This is a genomic window from Nonomuraea sp. NPDC002799 (genome assembly GCF_053592075.1).
On the sequence record NZ_JBSFVA010000025.1, the window covers coordinates 109,707 to 128,485 of the forward strand.

Here is an 18,779-nt window from a genome sequence, read left to right on the forward strand (position 1 = left end):
TCCGGGCGACGATGCCGGTCGGTCGAGGCGCGGCTATCCGAACGTGATGCAGTCCGGGTTCCGCACGGGCATGGACGTCCCGGTGTCCGCCAGTCTCCCGGACCGCGGATCGACGCTGAACAGGTTGACGGTGCTGCTCACCTGATTCGCCACGAGCATCCACCGGCCACTGCGGTGGATCGTGAAAGTCCATGGCGACAGGCCACCGCAGGGAATGCGCTGGACGAGCGTGAGCCGGCCGGTGCGCCGATCGGCCGCGAACACGACGATGGTGTTCTCGCCGCGGTTCGAGGTGTAGACGAAGCGGCCGTCGCGGCTCATGCCCAGCTCGGCCGCGCTCTTGGTGCCGGTGTACTCGGGTGAGTCGGTGGACAGGCTCTGAACGGCTGTGATCTCGCCGTTCCTCGGGTTCCAGCCGAGCACCTGGAGGTCCGCCGTCAGCTCGTTCAGCAGGTAGAGGGTGCGGCCGTCCGGGTGGAACAGCAGCCGCCGCGGACCCGAGCCCGGGTTCGCCGCGTGGAAGCGCGGGCCGGTCGTCGCGCCGGCGGACAGGACGCGCGTCCTGCGGTCGTAGCGGTAGACGAACACGCGGTCCGCGCCGAAATCCGCGACCAGCACGAAGTCGCCGCTCGGATCCACGACCACGTGGTGCGGATGCGGGCCCGCCTGACGCGGGTGCGGGCCTGAGCCGGTGTCGACCACGACGGACGCCGGGGAGTCGAGCCCGCCATCGTGCCGGATGGGCAGGGCCGCGACCAGGCCCGCCGCGAAGTTCGCCGCCAGCACGGCGCCCGAGGGCCGGTCCACCCCGATGTACGACAGGCCGCCGGGCGTGCCCGCGCTGTCCGTCGTCGCCCGGCCGATCAGATCGAGGGCGCCGCTCGCCCGGTCGATCCGGAACGCGGAGACGGTGCCGCCGGCGTCGCCGCTGCCTACGTAGAGCACCGGCTTCGACGGGTGTTTGGCCTGCCAGCTCGAATTGACCTGCGCCACGACGCCGAACGGGGTCATGGTCGCGCCGCCGGGATCGAACCGGGCGCCGTTCACCTGGGTGCCGCGCCAGGTGCCGATGTAGAGGAGTTCCGGTGTCGTGCCGGCCGACGCGCCGGCGCTGTGCGCGCCGGTGAGCAGCGGCACGGCCGCGCCGACGGCGGACGCCGCCAGTGCGCCCAGCGCCGTTCTCCGGGATGGCCGCCAGGCGGATCCGGCGGGCGAAGCCTCGGTTTCTGGGTGTTCTGAGTCCTGCATGGTCGCGCTGACCTCTCTGTCGCGAAGTGCACCCGTCGAGGACCAGCCATGCGAACGCCGAACGCCAACCACGTAGTGCCACAGTCTGGGCCAGCCGTGGCAGATCGTCCATAGGCAACGGCGATCGGCCGTCCTCTCGGGGGTGATCCGAGCAGGCCAGGCAGCGATTGTTGGACAATGAGACCCGACTATGTTGCGGACTCTTGTACTTATGAGTCGTCGCTGTTACGTTTCGTTCATCGCTTGTCGGACAATCCTTGAGCCGGCAGGTGAGCGGATCGGCGTGCGAACGCCGGACGTACCAACCACGTAGCCACGCATCAGCGACTGTGCGCGCGGGCAACGCCACCCGGCATGCGCACACAACTTCCCTTCCCGCCGCTTCCGGCGGTCAAGGAGGCACACGTTGTCGAACGACCATCTCGCCCCCCATCCGGACGCACTCCGCTTCGAGCACGTCACCCTGGAGTTCCCCGGCACCCACCGGCCGGCCATCGAGGACGTGTCGTTCCAGGTCGGGCGCGGCAAGTTCATCGCCGTGATCGGGCCCAGCGGGTGCGGCAAGAGCACCATCCTCAACCTGGGCGCGGGGCTGCTCTTCCCGACGCAGGGGGAGGTGCGTTTCAACGGCGCGCCGGTCACGGGGGTCAACTCCGAGGCCGCGTACGTCACCCAGCAGGCCAACCTGCTCCCCTGGCTGAGCGTGCAGGCCAACATCGGCCTGGCGCTCAAGTTCCGCAAGGTGCCGAAGGAGGAGCGGAAGGCGAGGATCGACCACTGGATCAACCTGGTCGGACTCACCGGATTCGAGAACCACTTCCCCCGGGAGCTCTCCGGCGGCATGCAGAAACGCGTCGCCATCGCGCGAGCGCTGATCTACGAGCCGTCGATCGTGCTGATGGACGAGCCCTTCGGCCCGCTGGACGCCATCACCCGGCTCAGGCTCCAGCAGGACCTGCTCGATCTCTGGCAGGAGCAGAACGGCACGCTCGTCTTCGTCACCCACGACCTCAACGAGGCGATCTACCTCGCCGACGAGGTCATCGTGATGTCCGACGGGCCGGGCACGATCAGCCGCGTCCTGCCGATCCCGTTCGAGCGCCCCCGCCGGATCAGCTCCCTCGTCGAGTCGCCGGAGTTCGCCGAGCTCTACAACGACCTCTGGAGCCTGTTCAGCTCCGACACGCAGACCTCGGACGCCACAGCGTGAAGACCGGCCGAACCGCCGAGCGAGGACGACACCCTTGATATCGATCACGGAAGAGATCGCCGTTCCGAGTCCCCCGGCCCGCGTCTGGGAGGTCATCTCGAACCCCGCGGACGTCGTGTCCTGCATCGGCGGCGCCGAGTTGGGGGCGGCCCACGACGACGGCTCGTTCGACGGGACGCTGGTCGTCAAGTTCGGTGCGGTACGCGTGAGGTTCGCCGCCCAGGTCACCCTGGAACTGGCCGAGGACGAACGGGAAGGCCGCCTGTCGGCGCGCGGCCGGGACGGCCAGCGGGCCACCCGCTTCACGGCGGACGCCACGTTCCGGGTGGTGCCGGGCGACGGGCCCGGCACGGCGCGGGTGGCCGTGAGCGGCGAGATCACCATCAACGGCAAGCTCGCCTCGCTGGTCGAGTCGGGCGCCGGAGCCGTGGTCACGCGGATGACGCGGGACTTCTCGGACCAACTGGTCCAGCGCTGCGCCGGCCCGGCGACCCCCGAACCCACCGAAACCACCACGACTGCCACGACGGGTGTCCCGGCACCCCCGACCGCCGGGACACCCCGGCCCGCCGGCCTGTCCGGCCGGTTGCGGGCCTGGTGGGCGCGTCTTCTGGAGCGACGCCGACCGGCGGGCAGCGGAGGACCGCGTTGATCTCCACCCAGCGATCACAAGAACGGAAAGGAGGCGGGCAGTGACCATGCCCAGGCTGAACAGGGTGATCAGCGGCTTGGCGGCGGGCGAGCACGTCTTCGTGTCCTTCGCCGCGCCGGATCCGTCGGCCGCCGTCGAATTCAGCACCACCGACTACGACGGCCTGGTCTTCGAGACCGAGCACAAGCCGTGGGACGTCATCGCCCTCCGGGACAGCCTGCAGTACCTGCTGAACCGGCGCCGGATCTTCACCGCCGGCAGCCTCGCGGCCCCGGTCACCCCCCTCGTGCGGATCCCCGCCAACGGCGTCGAGAAGTCCCAGTGGCACGCCAAGCAGGCCCTCGACCTGGGCGCGTACGGCATCGTGTGGCCGCACATCACCTCGGTGGATGAGGCGTGCAACGCGGTCGCGGCCTGCCGCTACCCGCGGCTGCCCGGCACCCCCCGCCACGAACCCGCCGGCCTGCGCGGCGACAGCCCGGCCGCGGCGGCGCGCTACTGGGGCGTCTCGGCCGCCGAGTACTACGCCAGGAGCGACGTCTGGCCGCTCGACCCGGACGGCGAGATCCTCGTGGCGATCATGATCGAGGACCAGCGCGGCGTGGCCAACCTGCCGGACATCCTCGACCAGGTCCCGGGCATCGGCCTGGTCCTGCCCGGTGAGGGCGACCTGAGCCAGGAGCTCGGCGTGCCCCGCCAGTACGACCACCCGCTCGTCATGGAGTCCAAACGCCGCATCCTCGACGTCTGCGCCGAACGCGGGGTCGCCGTCGGCCATCCCCACGTCACGGCCGGCAACGTCAAGCAGGTGATCGACGACGGTTACCGGTTCCTGATGACGGCCCCTGTGCGTTCGTACCCGGGCCTCGACCTGGGCCGCACCCTGACCGGCCGAGCCTGACGAGGAGTCTTTCATGATCATCGACTGTCACGGCCACTTCACCACCGCCCCGCCCGCGCTCGGGCGATGGCGCGAACGGCAGATCCGGGCGTTCGAGGACGCGGGCGAGCGCGTGTCACCCGGCGAGCTGCGCATCACCGACGACGAGATCAGGACCGCCATCGAGCAGGGCCAGCTCAAACTGCAGCGAGAGCGCGGCACGGACCTCACGCTCTTCTCCCCCGGAGCCGGGAAGATGGCCCACCACTACGGCGACGCGCGGACCAGCCTGGACTGGTCCCGGGTCAGCAACGACCTGATCGCCCGCGTGTGCGCGCTCTTCCCCGGCAGGTTCGCCGGTGTGTGCCAGCTCCCCCAGTCGCCGGGCGACGCCCTCGCCGCCTCGGTCCGCAACAGCGTCGCCGAGCTGGAACGCTGCGTCGAAGAGCTGGGATTCGTCGGCTGCCTGCTCAACCCGGACCCCTCCGACGGCTTCTGGCAGGCGCCCCCGCTGACCGACCGGGTGTACTACCCGCTGTACGAGAAGCTGACCGAACTCGACGTGCCGGCCATGATCCACGTCGCGATGTCACGGAACCCGGCCCTGCAGGGCACCTGCGCCCACTACCTCAACGGCGACACCGCCGCGTTCATGCAGCTGTGCCAGTCGGAGCTGTTCACCGACTTCCCCACGCTGAAGCTCATCCTGCCGCACGGCGGCGGCGCCGTCCCCTACCACTGGGGCCGTTACCGGGGCTTCATGCTGGACCAGGGCCGGCCACCGCTGGAGGAGGCGGTGCTGCGCAACGTCTTCTTCGACACCTGCGTCTACCACCGGCGGGGGCTGGAGCTGCTGGTGGACGTGATCCCCGCGGCCAACGTGCTGTTCGCCTCGGAGATGATCGGCGCCGTCCGCGCCGTGGACCCCGACACCGGACGGCGGTTCGACGACACCAAGTACCTCCTCGACTCCATCGCCACCCTGGACGACGCCGACCGTCAGGCGGTGTACGGCGGCAACGCGCTGCGCGTGTTCGGGCGGCTGGCGGGCGTGCTGAAAGGGGCCATGAAGTGAAGGTTCACGAACTACTCGCCCAGGCGTTCGTCGCGGAGGGCACGAGCGACGTCTTCGGCATGATGGGCGACGCCAACATGCACTGGATGAACGCCCTCGCCCGGCGCGGCGTGCGGCTGTACGAGGTGCGGCACGAGGGCTCCGGCCTGGGCATGGCCGACGGGTGGGCGCGGACGGCCGGGCGGCCGGGCGTCGTGACGACGACCAGCGGGCCGGGCGTCGCCCAGCTCGCCACCTCGATGATCGTGGCGAGCCGGGCGCGTACCCCGCTGGTCGCCTTCTGCGGCGAGACGGCCTGGGGCGACCAGGGCGCCGTGCAGTACCTGGACCAGCGGCGTTTCGCCGCCGCGATCGAGTGCGGCTTCGTGCACGTGTCCCGGGCCGACCTGGCGGAGGAGGCCGTACAGCGGGCCTTCTACCTCGCGCGCACCGAGTCCCGGCCGATCATGCTCAGCGCGCCGATCGACGTCCAGAAGCAGGAGTGCGAGGACGGCGAGCAGTACGTCCCTTCCACCGCCCTCATCCCGCAGGTGCGCTCGCTGCCCGACCCGGCGGCGATCGAGGCGGCCTGCGACATCATCCGCGCGAGCAAACGCGTGGTGATCATCGCCGGCCGCGGGGCGCGCCGCGCGGACGCCGGCGAGCAGATCCTGCGCCTGCAGGAGCGGACCGGCGCCCTGCTGGCCACCACCCTGCAGGCGAAGAACTGGTTGTGCGCGAGCACCGGCTACCACGTGGGCATCGCCGGCCTGTACGGCGACAAGACGGCGATGGAGCTGCTCCAGGAGGCCGACTGCGTGATCGCGGTGGGCGCCAGCCTGAACCACTACACGATCGAGCACGGCTACCTGTTCCCGGACGCCCGCTACATCCAGATCGACACGGCCCCGCACCTCGTCATGGGCAACGGCGCGGTGGCCGACTCCTACATCAGGGCCGACGCGGTCGCCGCCCTCACCGAGCTGACCCGGGCGCTGGAGAGCCGGCCGGTCGCGTCGGAGGGCTTCCACACCGCCGAGGTGCTGCGCCGGCTGACCGCCCCGCTGGTGGCCCCCGCCGAGTTCCATAGCGAGCCGGGCCTGCTCGATCCGCGCGAGGTGATCCACGTCCTGGACGAGGAGATCCCCGGCGAGATCGGCCTGGTCCTGGGCAGCGGCCACCAGACCGACTTCGGCACCATGCTCTTCCAGCGCTCCCGCGAGGTCCTGTCGAACTACGGCATGTTCGGCGCCATCGGCCAGGCCCCGCTGCTGACCATCGGGTCGATCGTGGCCAACGGCAACCGGCCCGCCTTCGTGGTCGAGGGCGACGCCAGTTTCCTGATGCACCTGCCGGAGTTCGAGACCGCCTGCCGCTACGACCTCCCGATCCTGGTCGTGGTGATGAACGACGAGGGCCTGGGAGCCGAGTACCACAAGGCGGGGGCCGCCGGCCTGGACCCGGAGCTGGCGGTGATCCCGACGCCGGAGCTGGGCGCGGTCGCGGTGGCGCTCGGCGGTGGCGGCGCCACGGTCCGGACCGCCGACCAGCTGCGCGCCGCCCTCGCGGAGTACGTGCGCGCCCCCCGCCCCACCGTGATCGACGTGCGGATCACCCGGAACGTGGTCAGCGTCCCCTACCGCCGCCTCCTGCGCGGCGAGGACGTGTGAGATGCCGGCGCTGACGGTCCTGCTGGGCGACTACCCGCACACGCGCCCGCTCAAGGACGGGACGATTCCCGTGCGGGGTGCGGACTGCCGGTTCGCGCACGCGGCCCCGCTGTACCCCGCCTTCGCCCGCATGGTGCGCGACCTGGAGTTCGACGTCTGTGAGCTGGCGCTGGCGACCTACCTCCAGGCCCGTGAGGCAGGTGTCCCGATCACGCTGCTGCCCGTGGTGCTGATCGGCGGCACCCACCACCGGTCGCTCACCCGCCTGCCCGGCGGCCCCGTACTCGCCCCCGGTGAGCTGGCCGGGCAGCGGATCGGGGTGCGCTCCTACAGCCAGACCACGGGCCTGTGGGTACGCGGCATCCTGCGCGAGCAGTACGGCGTCGCGGCCTCCGACGTCACCTGGGTCACCACCGAGGAGCCGCACGTGCGGCAGTACCGGGAGCCCGCGTACGTGACCCGGTCGCCGGCCGGGCGGGTCGCGGACCTGCTGCGCGACGGCGAGGTGGCGGCCGCCGTGCTCGGCCCGCGCGCGATCGGCGGCCAGGGGGCGGGTCTGGTCCCGGTCATCCAGGACGCCCCGGCCGCCGAGCGCGCCTGGCTGGACCGCCACGGTTTCGCCGCGGCCAACCACCTGGTCGTGGTCCGCGATGACGTGCTGCGCGCGGAACCGGGCGCGGTGCGTGCGCTGTACGACGCCCTGACGGAAGCGATCAGCGCCACCGCCGGCTCGCGCGACGACTCACCGGCCGGCCGCGCGGTCGCGGCCGGCTGGAGCGACGAGCTGGCCGGTTGCCTGGACCTGGCCGCCCGGTACGCCGTCGAACAGGAGCTCGTGCGCACGCCCATCGACATCGACGCGATCGAGAAGGAAGCGGACCTCTTTCGATGACGGGACTACGACAGCGGGGCCACGCCCCCACCCGGCGCCCGGACGTGATGACGCCGGAACTGCACGCGAAGATCGACTGGCGGCGGCGCGCGGCCGCGGAGCCCTTCCGCGGCGTGGCCACGTCGGACGGCCCGCGACCGGGACTGTTCCCGCTGCGCGCCACCGGCCTGGACGTCAGCGGTGCCCGGCGGGCGGCGGCCGACTACCTGTCCGCGCTGACGCCCCTGGAGCTGAAGCAGGGCCGCCTCGCCATGGACGACGTGACCTGGCGGCACTGGGCGAACGGCGCGCGGTACTTCCTGCGGCACGGCCTGTGCCTGGCGGACCTCGGCGACGACCAGCGGGACAGGGCGCTCGCCCTGGTGCGCGCCGGCCTCAGCGCGTACGGATACACGCAGGTCATCGATCTGATGCACCTCAATCTGACCATCGGCGAGCTGCGCGGCGAACAGGACCTGCTCAACGAGTGGGTCTACTGGTTCACCGTCTACGGATCGCCCGAGCAGGGCGCGTGGGGCTGGCAGCTCGACGGCCACCACGTCAACGTCAACTGCGTCTTCGTCGGAGACCAGATGACGCTCACGCCGACCTTCCTCGGCGCCGAGCCGGTGATCGCCGAGTCCGGCAGGTACGCGGGAACCAGCGCCTTCCGCCGCGAGGAGGCCGTCGGCCACCGGCTGTTCACCAGCCTGACCGGCGCGCAGCGGCAGCTCGCGGTGATCGCGGAGGAGATGCCGCCCGACCTGTTCGCCGGCGCCTTCCGCGACAACGTCGAGCTGAACCTCGCGGGCCTACCGCTGAGCGAGCTCACCGAGCCGCAGCGCGAGACCGCCGCCGACCTGATCGGCCTGTACGTGGACCGGGCCGGTGCGGGTCACGCCCGGGTCCGCGCGGACGAGGTCCGCGCCCACGAGGCGGAGACCTACTTCGCCTGGATCGGCGACCCGGGCCCCGAAGGCGTCTTCTACTACCGCATCCACAGCCCGGTGATCCTCATCGAGTTCGAGCACCAGGCCGGCGTGATGTTCGACAACGACACGCCGTCGCGCCGGCACATCCACACCGTGGTCCGCACGCCCAACGGCAACGACTACGGCATCGACCTGCTGCGTCAGCACCACGAGCGGTTCCACCGGTGACCGGCGGCGGACCCCATCAAGGAGGAGCGCAAGTGAAGTTGGTTCTGGGCCGCGACGATCTCGCGGCCGCCGCCGAGGCGGCCGTCCGCGAGACGGGCACCAAGGTGGAACGGCTCGACGTGCGGCCGGTGAACAGGGCCGCGCGCGGCATGATCGCCGAGGCGGCGGCGGACCTCTGCGAGCTGCCGATCGTGACGTTGCTGCAGGCCGTCGCCTGCGAGCGGCCGGTGGTCCTGCTCCCGATCACCGCGCTCGGCCGCTTCCAGCACCAGACCCTGGTGACCTGCGGCGACCTGACCGTGGCGGACGTCGAGGGCCGCAGCGTGGGCGTGCGCTCGTGGAGCCAGACCACCGGCGTCTGGGTGCGCGGCTTCCTCGCCGAGCAGTACGGGGCCGACCTGCGCAAGATCGACTGGGTGGTGTACGAGGGCGGCCACGTGGACGGGCAGCACGACCCGGCTTGGGTGCGCCGCGCGCCGGAGGGGGCCCGCCTGCAGGCGGACTTCCTCGAAGGCCGCATCGACTTCGGGATCATGGGCAACGAGCTGCCGTCGGACGACCGGGTCCGCACCGCCATCGCCGACCCCGCGCGGGTGGCCGCCGCCTGGTCGCAGGAGAAGGGCTTCGCCCCGGTCAACCATGTCGTGGGCGTCGGCGAGCAGGCCGCGCGCGAGCACTCGGCCGCCGTCTGCGCGGCCTACGACGCGATGCGGGACCTGCTCGCCGCCTCGCCCGCGGACGGCCCGGTGAGCCTGAACCCGGTGGGCTTCGAGGCGCTGCGCGGCCCGGTGACGCAGGCGGCGGCGTACGCGCTGGCGCAGGACGTGCTGCCGCGGCCGGTGGACTTCGACGAACTGGTCGCGCGCTCCTGTGCGGCCCTCGGGGTCCCGTCGTCGCGCCTGGGCGGCTGAGGCCGGATGACCGGCACTCGGGGGCCGATCCCAGGCGGACCCCATGTCATACCCAACGCTCGGATCGGAAGGCAGGCAATGGCGAAGCTCTCGGTGGCCCTCGGGGACTACCCGCACGGGCAGGCGCTGCTGGACGGCGCCGTCGAGGTGGCCGGGTACCGGGTCGAGCCGGTGCAGGTCAGGCCGATCATCGCCGCGTACCGGCGGATGATCCGCGACCTCGCGTTCGACGTGTGCGAGCTGGCGCCGGTGTCGTACCTGATGGCGCTGCAGGAGGGGGTGCCGATCACCGGGATCCCGGTGTTCCTCAACCGGCGCTTCCACCACGGCGACGTCCAGTGCGCCGCGCTCTCGGGCATCCGGGTGCCGCGGGACCTGGAGGGACGGCGGGTCGGGGTGCGCGCGTACTCGGTGAGCACCGGTGTGTGGGTGCGCGGTGTGTTGTCGGAGGAGTACGGCGTCGCGCACGAGAAGATCACCTGGGTGGTGGACGACGACGACCACATCGAGGGCCGCGCCCCCGCGAACGTCGAGCGGGTCACCGACGGCCGCTCCCTGGGCGAGCTGCTGCGCGGCGGGGAGCTGGACGCCGCGCTCACCGGCAACGCCGGGACGGGACGGGCCGGCCCGCCCCAGGCGAACTGGACCGCGGCGGGCTCGGCGGCGGGCCCGGCGGCGGGCTCGGCGGCCGGCGAGGAGAGCGGCGCCGAAGGCCCCTATCCGCTGTTCGCCGACGCCGGGACGCTCGGCGCCGACTGGTGTCTGCGTACCGGGATCTATCCCCTGCACTCGGTGATCGCGCTCCGCTCCGAGCTGGTCGAACACGACCCCGGCCTGCCGACGGCGCTGTACGCGGCGCTGGCCGAGAGCAAGCGCCGGCAGCTCGCCGCCGACCCGGGCTGGTCCGCGCTCGCGCGGTTCGCCCGCCAGGCGCGGCAGATCGGCGGCGACCCCGTCCCCTACGGCATCGGGGCCAACGAGCCGAGCCTGCGCGCGCTCGTGCGGTACTCCCGGGACCAGGGCCTGCTCGGCCCGGACTTCCCCACCGACCTCAGCGAGCTGTTCGCGCACGGCGACTACCCGGACGCCTGACCGCAGGAAGGACTGAAAACGTGTACGTGATCGACACGCACTGCCATGTCATCTCCGACGACCTGACCACCTACCCGCGAGCGCCGATCGGCGGGAAGCAGTCGGAATGGGCTGAATCCCGGCCGGTCACCGCCGACGGGATGGCGGACCGGATGGACGAGACGGGCATCCGGCAGGCCGTGCTGGTGCAGGCCACCACGGCGTACGGATACGACAACTCCTACGTCCTGGACAGCGCCCGGCGGCGGCCCGATCGTTTCGTGGCGGTGGGCACCTTCGACCCCCTGCGGCCGGACGCCGCCGCCCGTCTGGCGGCGGCGATCGACGGCGGTCTGGCCGGGGTGCGGCTGTTCACCCACGGGAGCACCGTGCCCGTCCAGGGCGAATGGTTCGCCGCGCCCGAGACGTTCCCGTTCTGGGAGCGGGCCGGGGAGCTGGACGTCCCCGTCTGCCTCCAGATGCGGCTCGGGCCGGCCACCAAGCAGTTGCACGAGGTGCTGGAGAGGTTCACCGGCGTGCGGGTGCTCCTCGACCACCTCGGCTACCCGGACATCGCCGCCTCGCCGGCCGCCGCCGGCGGCGAGGTGGCCGAGCTCGCCCGGCACCCGGGCCTGTTCCTCAAGCTCACCCACCGCAACCTGGAGCGGCTCCGGGACGCCGGTGAGCAGGCCGCCGGCTTCCTGGAGCCGGTGATCGAGGCGTTCGGCGCCGGCCGGATCGCCTGGGGGTCGAACTGCCCGGCCGCCGAGCAGTCGCCGCCGGAGCTGCTGCTGCTCGCCGAGGAGGTCCTCGCGCCCCTGTCCGAGGGCGACCGGGCGGAGATCTTCGCAGGTACGGCGCGGCGGCTGTATCCGAGGCTCGCGCAGGTCGAACCCAGCGGGACGGTCTGAGCTCGGACATACTCCCGACTCAGTCGTCATCTCTCTTCTGGGACACAGGTGATCATGATGGAAGTCAGCGACCACGTCGTGGAGCCGGACAAGACCTCGCAGACCCGGCACAACCAGGCGTACGAAGGGCTGCGCTCGCTGCTGATGTCGGGCAGCCTCGCGCCGGGCACCCGGCTCACCGAGGCGGAACTGACCACGATGTTCAACGTCTCGCGCAGCACCATGCGGTCGGTGCTGGTCCGGCTGACCCAGGAGGGTTATGTCACCAGCGAGGTCAACCGCGGGGTGCGCACCCGCAGCTTCTCGGCCGAGGAGGCGCTGGACATCCTGGAGGCCCGCGAGGTGCTGGAGTCCGCCCTGGCGGGCAAGGCCGCGGAGCGGGCCAGCGTGGCGGAGATCAGCGAGCTGCGCGGCACGCTGGAGGCGATGGAGGACTGCAAGCGGCTCGGGGACCAGGCCGGCTACTCGCAGGGCAACCGCAGATTCCACCAGCAGGTGAAGGAGGCCGCGCACCAGCAGACGCTGGCCCGGGCCTACGACACCCTGCTCTACCCGCTGGTCATGCGCCAGTACCGCAACCTGTCCGCGCAGCACCCGAGAAGCGGCTCGCTGGAGGAGCACCAGGCGATCCTGCTGGCCATCGTCACCCGCAACCCGGACGCGGCGGTGGCCGCGATGCGCCACCACGTCGCCTCCGCCCGGCGGGCGCTGCTGCTGCAGACGGCCGGGCCCGAGCAAGCAGCCGATTGACCGGTCGTGCGGCGTACGGGGCGCCGCACGGCCCGGAAAGACCAACCCCCCACATGGTGACAGGAGATGACATGGGACACCACCTCACGGACGGCGGCGTCGCCGGCAGCCGCACCTCGGTGACCCGCGGGCGCCCGCGGGCCGTCGTGCTCGCCACCGCCCTGGCCCTCAGCGCCGCGCTGACGGCCGCGTGCGGCGACTCCGGATCCGCCCAGGGCGGCCTGACCGCGGTCACGGTCGGCGCCGGGGAGAACATCTTCGACCTGCCGCTGAAGCTGGCGCAGGCCAAGGGTTTCTTCCAGAAGCAGGGGCTCAAGGTCACGTTCGTGTCGACGAACGCCTCGACCGGCCCGGCCGCCCTCGAATCGGGCTCCGTGCAGTTCCTCAACTCCAGCCCGACCGGCTTCCTGTCCGCCCTGGCCAAGGGCATCCCGCAGGTCGCCATCGCCGCGGACGGCCTGGGCAACCCACTCGGCATCGTGGTCAGCAAGAAGTTCGCCGAAGCCAGCAAGCTGTCCGGCTCCACCCCGGTGGCGGAGGTGGCCAAGGCGCTGGGCACCTCCATCGGCGGCGCCAGCTCGGCCAACACCAAGGCCCAGGCGAGCATGTTCCTCAAGACCCGCGGCGTCGACCCCGCCCAGGTGAAGTGGGTGTCGCTGCCGAGCCCGGCCGCGAACAAGGCCGCGCTCAACAGCGGCCAGATCGACTGGTTCATCACCTCCGAGCCGACGCCGCTGTCCATCGAGCACGCCGGGGAGGGCGTCGTGGTGGCGGATCCGCTGCGGGTCCCCGAGTGGTCCGCCGAGCAGTCCGGTTACGGCGAGTTCGTGGTGGTGCGTAAGGACTTCCTCGGCAAGAACGCCGACGTCGCCAAGAAGTTCGTCGCCGCGGTCCAGGAGGCCACCGCGTACATGAACGCCCACCAGCACGACGCCGAGCTGCTGAACCTGACCTCGAAGGAGATGTCCGGCATCCCGGTCCCGGTGCTGGAGGCCAGCCTGACGCACGCCGGCTGGCCGACGAGCGCCGCGATGGACGAGGCGACCTGGAAGAAGACCCTGGACTTCGTCAACGGACTGGGCGTGCTCACCAAGGTGATGACCGTCACCGCGAACGACTGGACCAACACGTACGTGCCGTCCGGCGGCGGAGCATGATCCGGCCGCCGCGGACGGAGAGGAGCGCAACATGGTGGCTGCCACCGACCGACCGGTGCGGAAGAAGACCGACGTCGCCGTCGCGACCAGGCGGAAGGGCGACCGGTGGCAGGGTCGGGGCACCCTGGTGGTGCTGCGCGTCGCCGTCATCGCGATCGCGCTGGCCCTCTGGCAGGTCCTGAGCGGCCCGGTCCTGCCGGAATACGCGGTCAGCAGGCCCACCGAGGTCGCGGGGGCCCTGGTGGACCTGCTCGGCTCGGCGTCCGGGTGGGCCGACATCAGGGCGACGGTGATCGAGGTGGTGGCCGGGTTCTCCATGGGCGTCGTGCTCGGCGCCCTGATGGGCCTGGTGCTGGGCTCCTTCTCCCTGGCGGGCCGGGTGCTGGAGCCGCTCATCGCGGCCTTCAACGGCATCCCCAAGATCGCGCTCGCGCCGCTCTTCCTGCTGTTCTTCGGCATCGGCGCCTGGTCGAAGATCACCATCGCGATGATCGGGCCCGCCTTCGTGATGTTCTACAACATCTACCTCGGCCTGCGCCTGCGGGAGCGCGAGCTGGTCGAGGTCGTCCAGGTGATGGGCGGCCGCCGGCACCACCTGCTCGTCTACGTGACGATCCCCACGCTGGCGGCGCCGTTCTTCGCCGCGCTGAAGACCGGCGGGCCGCTGGCCATCCTCGGCGTCATCGGCGCCGAGTTCATCGCCTCCACCGAAGGGCTCGGCCACGGGCTGTTCACCTCCGCGATGAACCTGGACGCGGCCACCGAGTTCGCCGGCCTGATCGTCCTGATCACGATGACGCTCATCCTGAACGGGCTGCTGAACTGGCTCGACAAGCTCGCGCTCAAACGGCTCGGCCTCGCCACCCGCGACCGGCCCGCGGCCCAGCACGCCTGACACGCCTCGGGCCCGCCCGCAGCCGGGCCCGAGGCGGCGCATGAGTGTCCGAACACCTGTCAGCGCACCCGATGTGGCGAGTCTCCGACCTGGGTCGCGCATAAGCCGACGGCAGAAGCAGCCGTCCATGCGGAAGGAATGGGTAAGGCGATGGAAACCAACATGAGGCGCCGGGCGTTTCTGACGGCCGGGGCGGCCACCGTGGGCGCGGCTCTGCTGCCGCAGCCCTTCGCCGTGGCGGCGGCCGGCGAGGGCAAGAAGGGCGTGCTGCTGATCAACCGGATCGGGCCCTCCTCGTCGAATCTGTACATCTCCCACGTCGACGGCTCGAACGAGCGCCCGCTCCTGGGGAGCGCGGGGTTCGACTATCACGCCGGCCTCGCCGCCGACGGCCAGTCGGTGATCTTCACCTCGGAACGGGCCGGCGACGGCAACTCCGGCCTCTACCGGGCCCGGATCGACGGAACGAACATCCAGCCGTTAGCGGCCGGCCCGGCGATGGACGACTCCGCCGTCCTGTCGCCGGACGGAACGAGAGTGGCCTTCGTCTCCACCCGCGGTGACCACAGGGCCCACATCTGGCTGCTCGACCTGCGCACCGGCAAGCTCAAGAACCTGACCGGCAGCCCGGCGGTGGCCGGCGACCCCGAGGGCCCCGACTGCCACTTCCGGCCGTCCTGGTCGCCCGACGGCCGATGGATCGCCTTCTCCAGCGACCGCAACACGGCCTGGCGGGGGCACAACGACGGCCGCGGCTGGGAGCACACGCAGGAGCTCAGCATCTACGTCATCCGGCCGGACGGCACCGGCTTCCGCCAGGTCGCCACCAAGGAGGGATACTGCCTCGGCTCGCCGAAGTGGTCGCCGGACGGCCGCCGGATCGTCTTCTACGAGATCACCACCGAGGGCACCTGGGGCGCCCACCGCCCCGAGTACATCGGGAAGGTCGACTCCCAGATCGTCTCGGTCGACGTCACGACCGGCGAGCGCGTCGAGCACACCTCCGGCCCCCATCTGAAGGTCGCGCCCCAGTTCGTGACCGCCACCGAGATCGGCTATCTCATCAAGGGCGGAGCCGACGAGGGCCTGGCCTACACCTCGGGGACGCTGCCGGCCGTCAAGCGGGCCCTGCGCTCGCCGGTCTGGTCGCCGGACGGGACCTCGGTGGTCTACCAGAAGTTCGGCTACGCGGTGCGCCCGCTCGACAAGCCGCTCTACAGCTGGGACTCCGACTGGGAGTATCGCTTCTGCGACGTGTTCCCCGTCCTGTCCCGGCAGGGCCGCCTCGCGATCACGGAGAAGCAGCTCGGCACCTCCTCGATCGTCACCATGCGCCCGGACGGCACTGACCGGCGCGTCGTCTTCGACACCGCCGGGAAGGGCCTCGACCCGGTGCTGCTGGCCAAGGGCATGGCCGGCGCGTTCCGCCCCGCGTGGTCGCCGGACGGCGCCTGGATCGCGTTCGGCCTGGGCGGCTGGTTCCAGGAGCGCGCGACGCACACGGCCGTGGTGGCGCGGGTGCGCAGCGACGGCTCGGCCTGGGAGGCGCTCACGGACGGCACGGCCAACGCCGGCTTCCCGAGCTATTCGGCCGACGGCAACGAGATCGTCTATCGCGTGTGGGGCGAGGAGAACAAGGGCCTGCGCATCCTCGACCTCACCACCGGGGTGACGCGCGTCCTCACCGGCGAATACGACAACCTGCCCGACTGGTCCCTGGACGGCAGGCTCATCCTCTTCACCCGCAAGACGAGCGCCACCAACTTCGACGTGTGCACCATCCGCCCCGACGGAAGCAACCTCCGCCGCCTCACCAGCAGCGGCTCGAACGAAGGCCACGCCGTCTGGAACCACGACGGGCGCATCCTGTACAACAGCGGCATGTACGGCTTCCGGCAGGAGGCGGCGTTGTACGACAACACCTTCCAGCCCTACGGCCAGGTCTTCATCATGAACGCGGACGGCTCCGGCAAGAGACTGCTGACCGACAGCCAGTGGGAGGATTCCATGCCCCTCTACCTCCCGCAGAGCGTCCTGTCCCAGTGACGTGAGACGGCCTTCCCCCGCTCCGGGGCCGGGCCCGCCCGCACGACCGGCTCCGAACTTATGGTTTGCTTGGCATACCTTTTATGCCTCAAACCCTAAGGAGCCGCCTCGTGGAGGTGTCCTTCTCGTCTCTGGCGCCTGCCGAGATCACCGCCGATCTGCTCGTCCTGCCGGTGTCGCTGGCCAGGGAGCTGGGCCTGGCGCAAGCCATGGAGCACGTCCGGTTCAACGGCCGGGGCGACGGTGAGCTGCTGCTGCCCGGCATGGCGCCGTTCGCCGCCCGGGCTCTCATGATCGTCGGCGATGTGGCCGACGAGCAGAGCGCGCGGGTCACGGCGGGACGGGTGGCGCCCCGGCTGGGACGGTTCGGCACGGTGGCGGTCGCGCTGCCGCATCCCGAGGCGGTCATCGAGGGGGTGCGGCTGGGCGGCTACCGTTTCGCCGGCTACAAGAGCGGCCCGGCGGGCCCGGCCGTGCACCGGCTGATCGTGCTGGGCGAGGGCGACGCGCGGCGCAGCCGGATCGTGTCCGACGCGGTCGACCTCGCCAGGGACCTGGTCAACACCCCCGCGGGCGACCTGACGCCGATGGACCTGGCCGCGCGCGCCCGGGAGATCGGCCGGGCCGACGGGCTCGACGTGCGGGTGCTCGACGGGGACGCGCTGCGCGAAGGCGGGTTCGGCGGCATCCTGGGCGTCGGCGCGGCCAGCGCGAACCCGCCCTGCCTGATCGAGGTCACCTACGACGCGGCGAACCCGCGGATGGTCGGGCTGGCCGGCAAGGGCATCACGTTCGACTCCGGCGGGCTCGCCATCAAGAGCCTGCGCGCCATGGCCGACATGAAGTCGGACATGGCCGGCGGCGCGACCATGCTCGCGGTCGTCCAGGCCGCCGCCCGGCTCGGCCTGCCGGTCGGCGTCACCGCCGTCGTCCCCGCCGCGGAGAACATGGTGGGCGGCCACGCCACCAGGCCCGGCGACGTGTTGCGGCATCGCGACGGCCGCACCACCGAGGTCACCGACACCGACTGCGAGGGCCGTCTGGTGCTGGCCGACGCGCTGGCCTATCTGGCGGAGCGGTCGCCGGAGGTGATGATCGACGCGGCCACGCTGACCTACTCCGTCATCCACGCCCTCGGCGAGGACATCACCGGAGTCATCGGCAGCGACCGGCGGCTCGTCCGCGACCTCGTCGAGGCCGGGTCGCGCACCGGCGAGCCGCTGTGGGAGCTTCCGCTCTGGCGGCCGTACGCCAAGAAGCTGACGTCGGACATCGCCGACTCACGCAACGACGGCGGCGACCACGCGGACGCCACCATCGCCGCGCTGTTCCTCCAGCCGTTCACCGCCGGGCTGCCCTGGGCGCATCTCGACTTCGCCGGCACCGCCTATCGCGGCAAGGCCACCGATCTCGGGCCCGCCGGCGCGACCGGCGCGATGGTGCGCACGCTGATCAGCTATCTGGAGACCCGCTGAGACTGCGTTCGAGCATCGCGCGCATGATGTCCGAGGTGATCGCGAAGTGCCGCTCGGCCAGGCCGCGCGCCCGGTCCGCGTCGCCGTCCGCGATCGCCTCGTACAGCTCCCCGTGCTCGCGCAGCGCCCGCTCGTACGCCTCGCGGTTGTCGTCCCCGTACGGCTCCACCGGGAAGCCCAGCGCGACCCGGGTGAGCACCTCCTGGCTCAGCGTGCGGATCTTCGGATTGCCCGTCGCCGTGACCACGGCCAGGTGGAAGGCCCGGTCGGCGAGCTGCTCGTCGCGCAGGCTGCCGGCGGTGGCGTAGGCGTCGAGCGCCAGCTTGATCGCCCCGAGGTCGTCGTCGGTGCGCCGGGCCGCCGCCGTGGCCGCCACCATGCCCTCGACCAGCGCGTACAGGTCGAAGAGCTGCTCCAGCTCGGCCCAGCGCGGCACCAGCGTGCGCCGCACGGCCGAGGCGGTGGCCTCCGTCCATGACGCGCGGACGTAGGCCCCGCCGGTCCGGCCGCGCCGGATCTCCACGATGCCCACGGCCTGCAACCGGCCGATGGCCTCGCGCACCGTGGCCCTGCTGACGCCGAGCAGGTCGGCCAGCTCCCGTTCGCCGGGCAGGCGCTCGCCCGGCAGGTATTCGCCGATGGCCACGGCGGTCATCAGCCGGTCGGCCACCTCGGTGGCGACCGACTGGACTTTCACCGGGCTCAGCACGGGAGGATGCCCGCCGTCGCCGAGCACCTGGCCGAGCACGCGTGAGAGATCGTCTTGGGGCTCCTGCACAAGCCGAACGCTACACAACATCTCACCTTCGTAAAAGGTA

Annotated in this window: 17 protein-coding genes; 15 read left to right on the top strand and 2 right to left on the bottom strand. The window is 71.6% G+C overall.

Going from position 1 to position 18,779, the window contains the following annotated elements:
- Nucleotides 1-33: 33 nt before the first annotated feature.
- Nucleotides 34-1,248, bottom strand: a complete 1,215-nt coding sequence (locus ACWD0F_RS35135) for a lactonase family protein (protein WP_449883572.1) — start codon at nucleotides 1,246-1,248, stop codon at nucleotides 34-36.
- 406 nt (nucleotides 1,249-1,654) lie between these two features.
- Here ACWD0F_RS35135 and ACWD0F_RS35140 point away from each other — a divergent pair, with 406 nt between their 5' ends.
- The 15 genes from ACWD0F_RS35140 (at nucleotide 1,655) to ACWD0F_RS35210 (ending at nucleotide 17,961) form a co-directional block, all read left to right on the top strand.
- On the top strand, nucleotides 1,655-2,458 hold the full coding sequence (locus ACWD0F_RS35140) for an ABC transporter ATP-binding protein (protein WP_449883575.1): 804 nt from the start codon (nucleotides 1,655-1,657) through the stop codon (nucleotides 2,456-2,458).
- A 34-nt stretch (nucleotides 2,459-2,492) separates the two neighbouring features.
- On the top strand, nucleotides 2,493-3,110 hold the full coding sequence (locus tag ACWD0F_RS35145) for an SRPBCC family protein (RefSeq protein ID WP_449883578.1): 618 nt from the start codon (nucleotides 2,493-2,495) through the stop codon (nucleotides 3,108-3,110).
- Nucleotides 3,111-3,156: 46 nt separating this feature from the next.
- Entirely contained in the window at nucleotides 3,157-4,011 is an 855-nt protein-coding gene (locus tag ACWD0F_RS35150; RefSeq protein WP_449883673.1) for an HpcH/HpaI aldolase family protein, read from the top strand.
- A gap of 13 nt (nucleotides 4,012-4,024) precedes the next feature.
- On the top strand, nucleotides 4,025-5,065 hold the full coding sequence (locus ACWD0F_RS35155) for an amidohydrolase family protein (RefSeq protein ID WP_449883581.1): 1,041 nt from the start codon (nucleotides 4,025-4,027) through the stop codon (nucleotides 5,063-5,065).
- A complete protein-coding gene (locus tag ACWD0F_RS35160) occupies nucleotides 5,062-6,714 on the top strand; it encodes a thiamine pyrophosphate-binding protein (protein WP_449883583.1) in 1,653 nt (550 codons plus the stop codon). The genes ACWD0F_RS35155 and ACWD0F_RS35160 overlap by 4 nt, the downstream gene beginning before the upstream one ends.
- Before the next feature lies 1 nt (nucleotide 6,715).
- Nucleotides 6,716-7,606, top strand: a complete 891-nt coding sequence (locus ACWD0F_RS35165) for a hypothetical protein (protein WP_449883585.1) — start codon at nucleotides 6,716-6,718, stop codon at nucleotides 7,604-7,606.
- Nucleotides 7,603-8,745: a DUF3500 domain-containing protein gene (locus tag ACWD0F_RS35170; RefSeq protein WP_449883587.1), complete on the top strand. Its 1,143-nt coding sequence runs from the start codon at nucleotides 7,603-7,605 to the stop codon at nucleotides 8,743-8,745. The genes ACWD0F_RS35165 and ACWD0F_RS35170 overlap by 4 nt, the downstream gene beginning before the upstream one ends.
- Nucleotides 8,746-8,777: 32 nt before the next feature.
- Nucleotides 8,778-9,656 (top strand): hypothetical protein, encoded by an 879-nt coding sequence (locus tag ACWD0F_RS35175; protein WP_449883590.1) that lies wholly within the window; start codon nucleotides 8,778-8,780, stop codon nucleotides 9,654-9,656.
- Between the two features lie 78 nt (nucleotides 9,657-9,734).
- Nucleotides 9,735-10,748, top strand: coding sequence for a hypothetical protein (locus tag ACWD0F_RS35180; protein ID WP_449883593.1), 1,014 nt, complete (start codon nucleotides 9,735-9,737; stop codon nucleotides 10,746-10,748).
- 20 nt (nucleotides 10,749-10,768) lie between these two features.
- The gene (locus tag ACWD0F_RS35185) at nucleotides 10,769-11,638 is read left to right on the top strand and encodes an amidohydrolase family protein (RefSeq protein WP_449883595.1); all 870 of its coding nucleotides are present in this window, start codon (nucleotides 10,769-10,771) and stop codon (nucleotides 11,636-11,638) included.
- Between the two features lie 54 nt (nucleotides 11,639-11,692).
- Nucleotides 11,693-12,388, top strand: a complete 696-nt coding sequence (locus ACWD0F_RS35190; RefSeq protein WP_449883598.1) for a GntR family transcriptional regulator — start codon at nucleotides 11,693-11,695, stop codon at nucleotides 12,386-12,388.
- A 71-nt stretch (nucleotides 12,389-12,459) separates the two neighbouring features.
- Nucleotides 12,460-13,545, top strand: coding sequence for an ABC transporter substrate-binding protein (locus tag ACWD0F_RS35195; RefSeq protein WP_449883601.1), 1,086 nt, complete (start codon nucleotides 12,460-12,462; stop codon nucleotides 13,543-13,545).
- A gap of 31 nt (nucleotides 13,546-13,576) precedes the next feature.
- Nucleotides 13,577-14,440, top strand: coding sequence for an ABC transporter permease (locus tag ACWD0F_RS35200; protein ID WP_449883603.1), 864 nt, complete (start codon nucleotides 13,577-13,579; stop codon nucleotides 14,438-14,440).
- A gap of 150 nt (nucleotides 14,441-14,590) precedes the next feature.
- Nucleotides 14,591-16,486 carry a TolB family protein gene (locus ACWD0F_RS35205; RefSeq protein ID WP_449883606.1) on the top strand — a complete coding sequence of 632 codons (1,896 nt, stop codon included), beginning with the start codon at nucleotides 14,591-14,593 and terminating at the stop codon, nucleotides 16,484-16,486.
- Nucleotides 16,487-16,596: 110 nt separating this feature from the next.
- Complete coding sequence (locus ACWD0F_RS35210; RefSeq protein ID WP_449883609.1) at nucleotides 16,597-17,961, top strand: leucyl aminopeptidase family protein; 1,365 nt, start codon at nucleotides 16,597-16,599, stop codon at nucleotides 17,959-17,961.
- Here the strand turns inward: ACWD0F_RS35210 and ACWD0F_RS35215 are convergent.
- Nucleotides 17,939-18,739 (bottom strand): FadR/GntR family transcriptional regulator, encoded by an 801-nt coding sequence (locus ACWD0F_RS35215; protein WP_449883612.1) that lies wholly within the window; start codon nucleotides 18,737-18,739, stop codon nucleotides 17,939-17,941. The genes ACWD0F_RS35210 and ACWD0F_RS35215 overlap by 23 nt on opposite strands.
- Nucleotides 18,740-18,779: the final 40 nt, after the last annotated feature.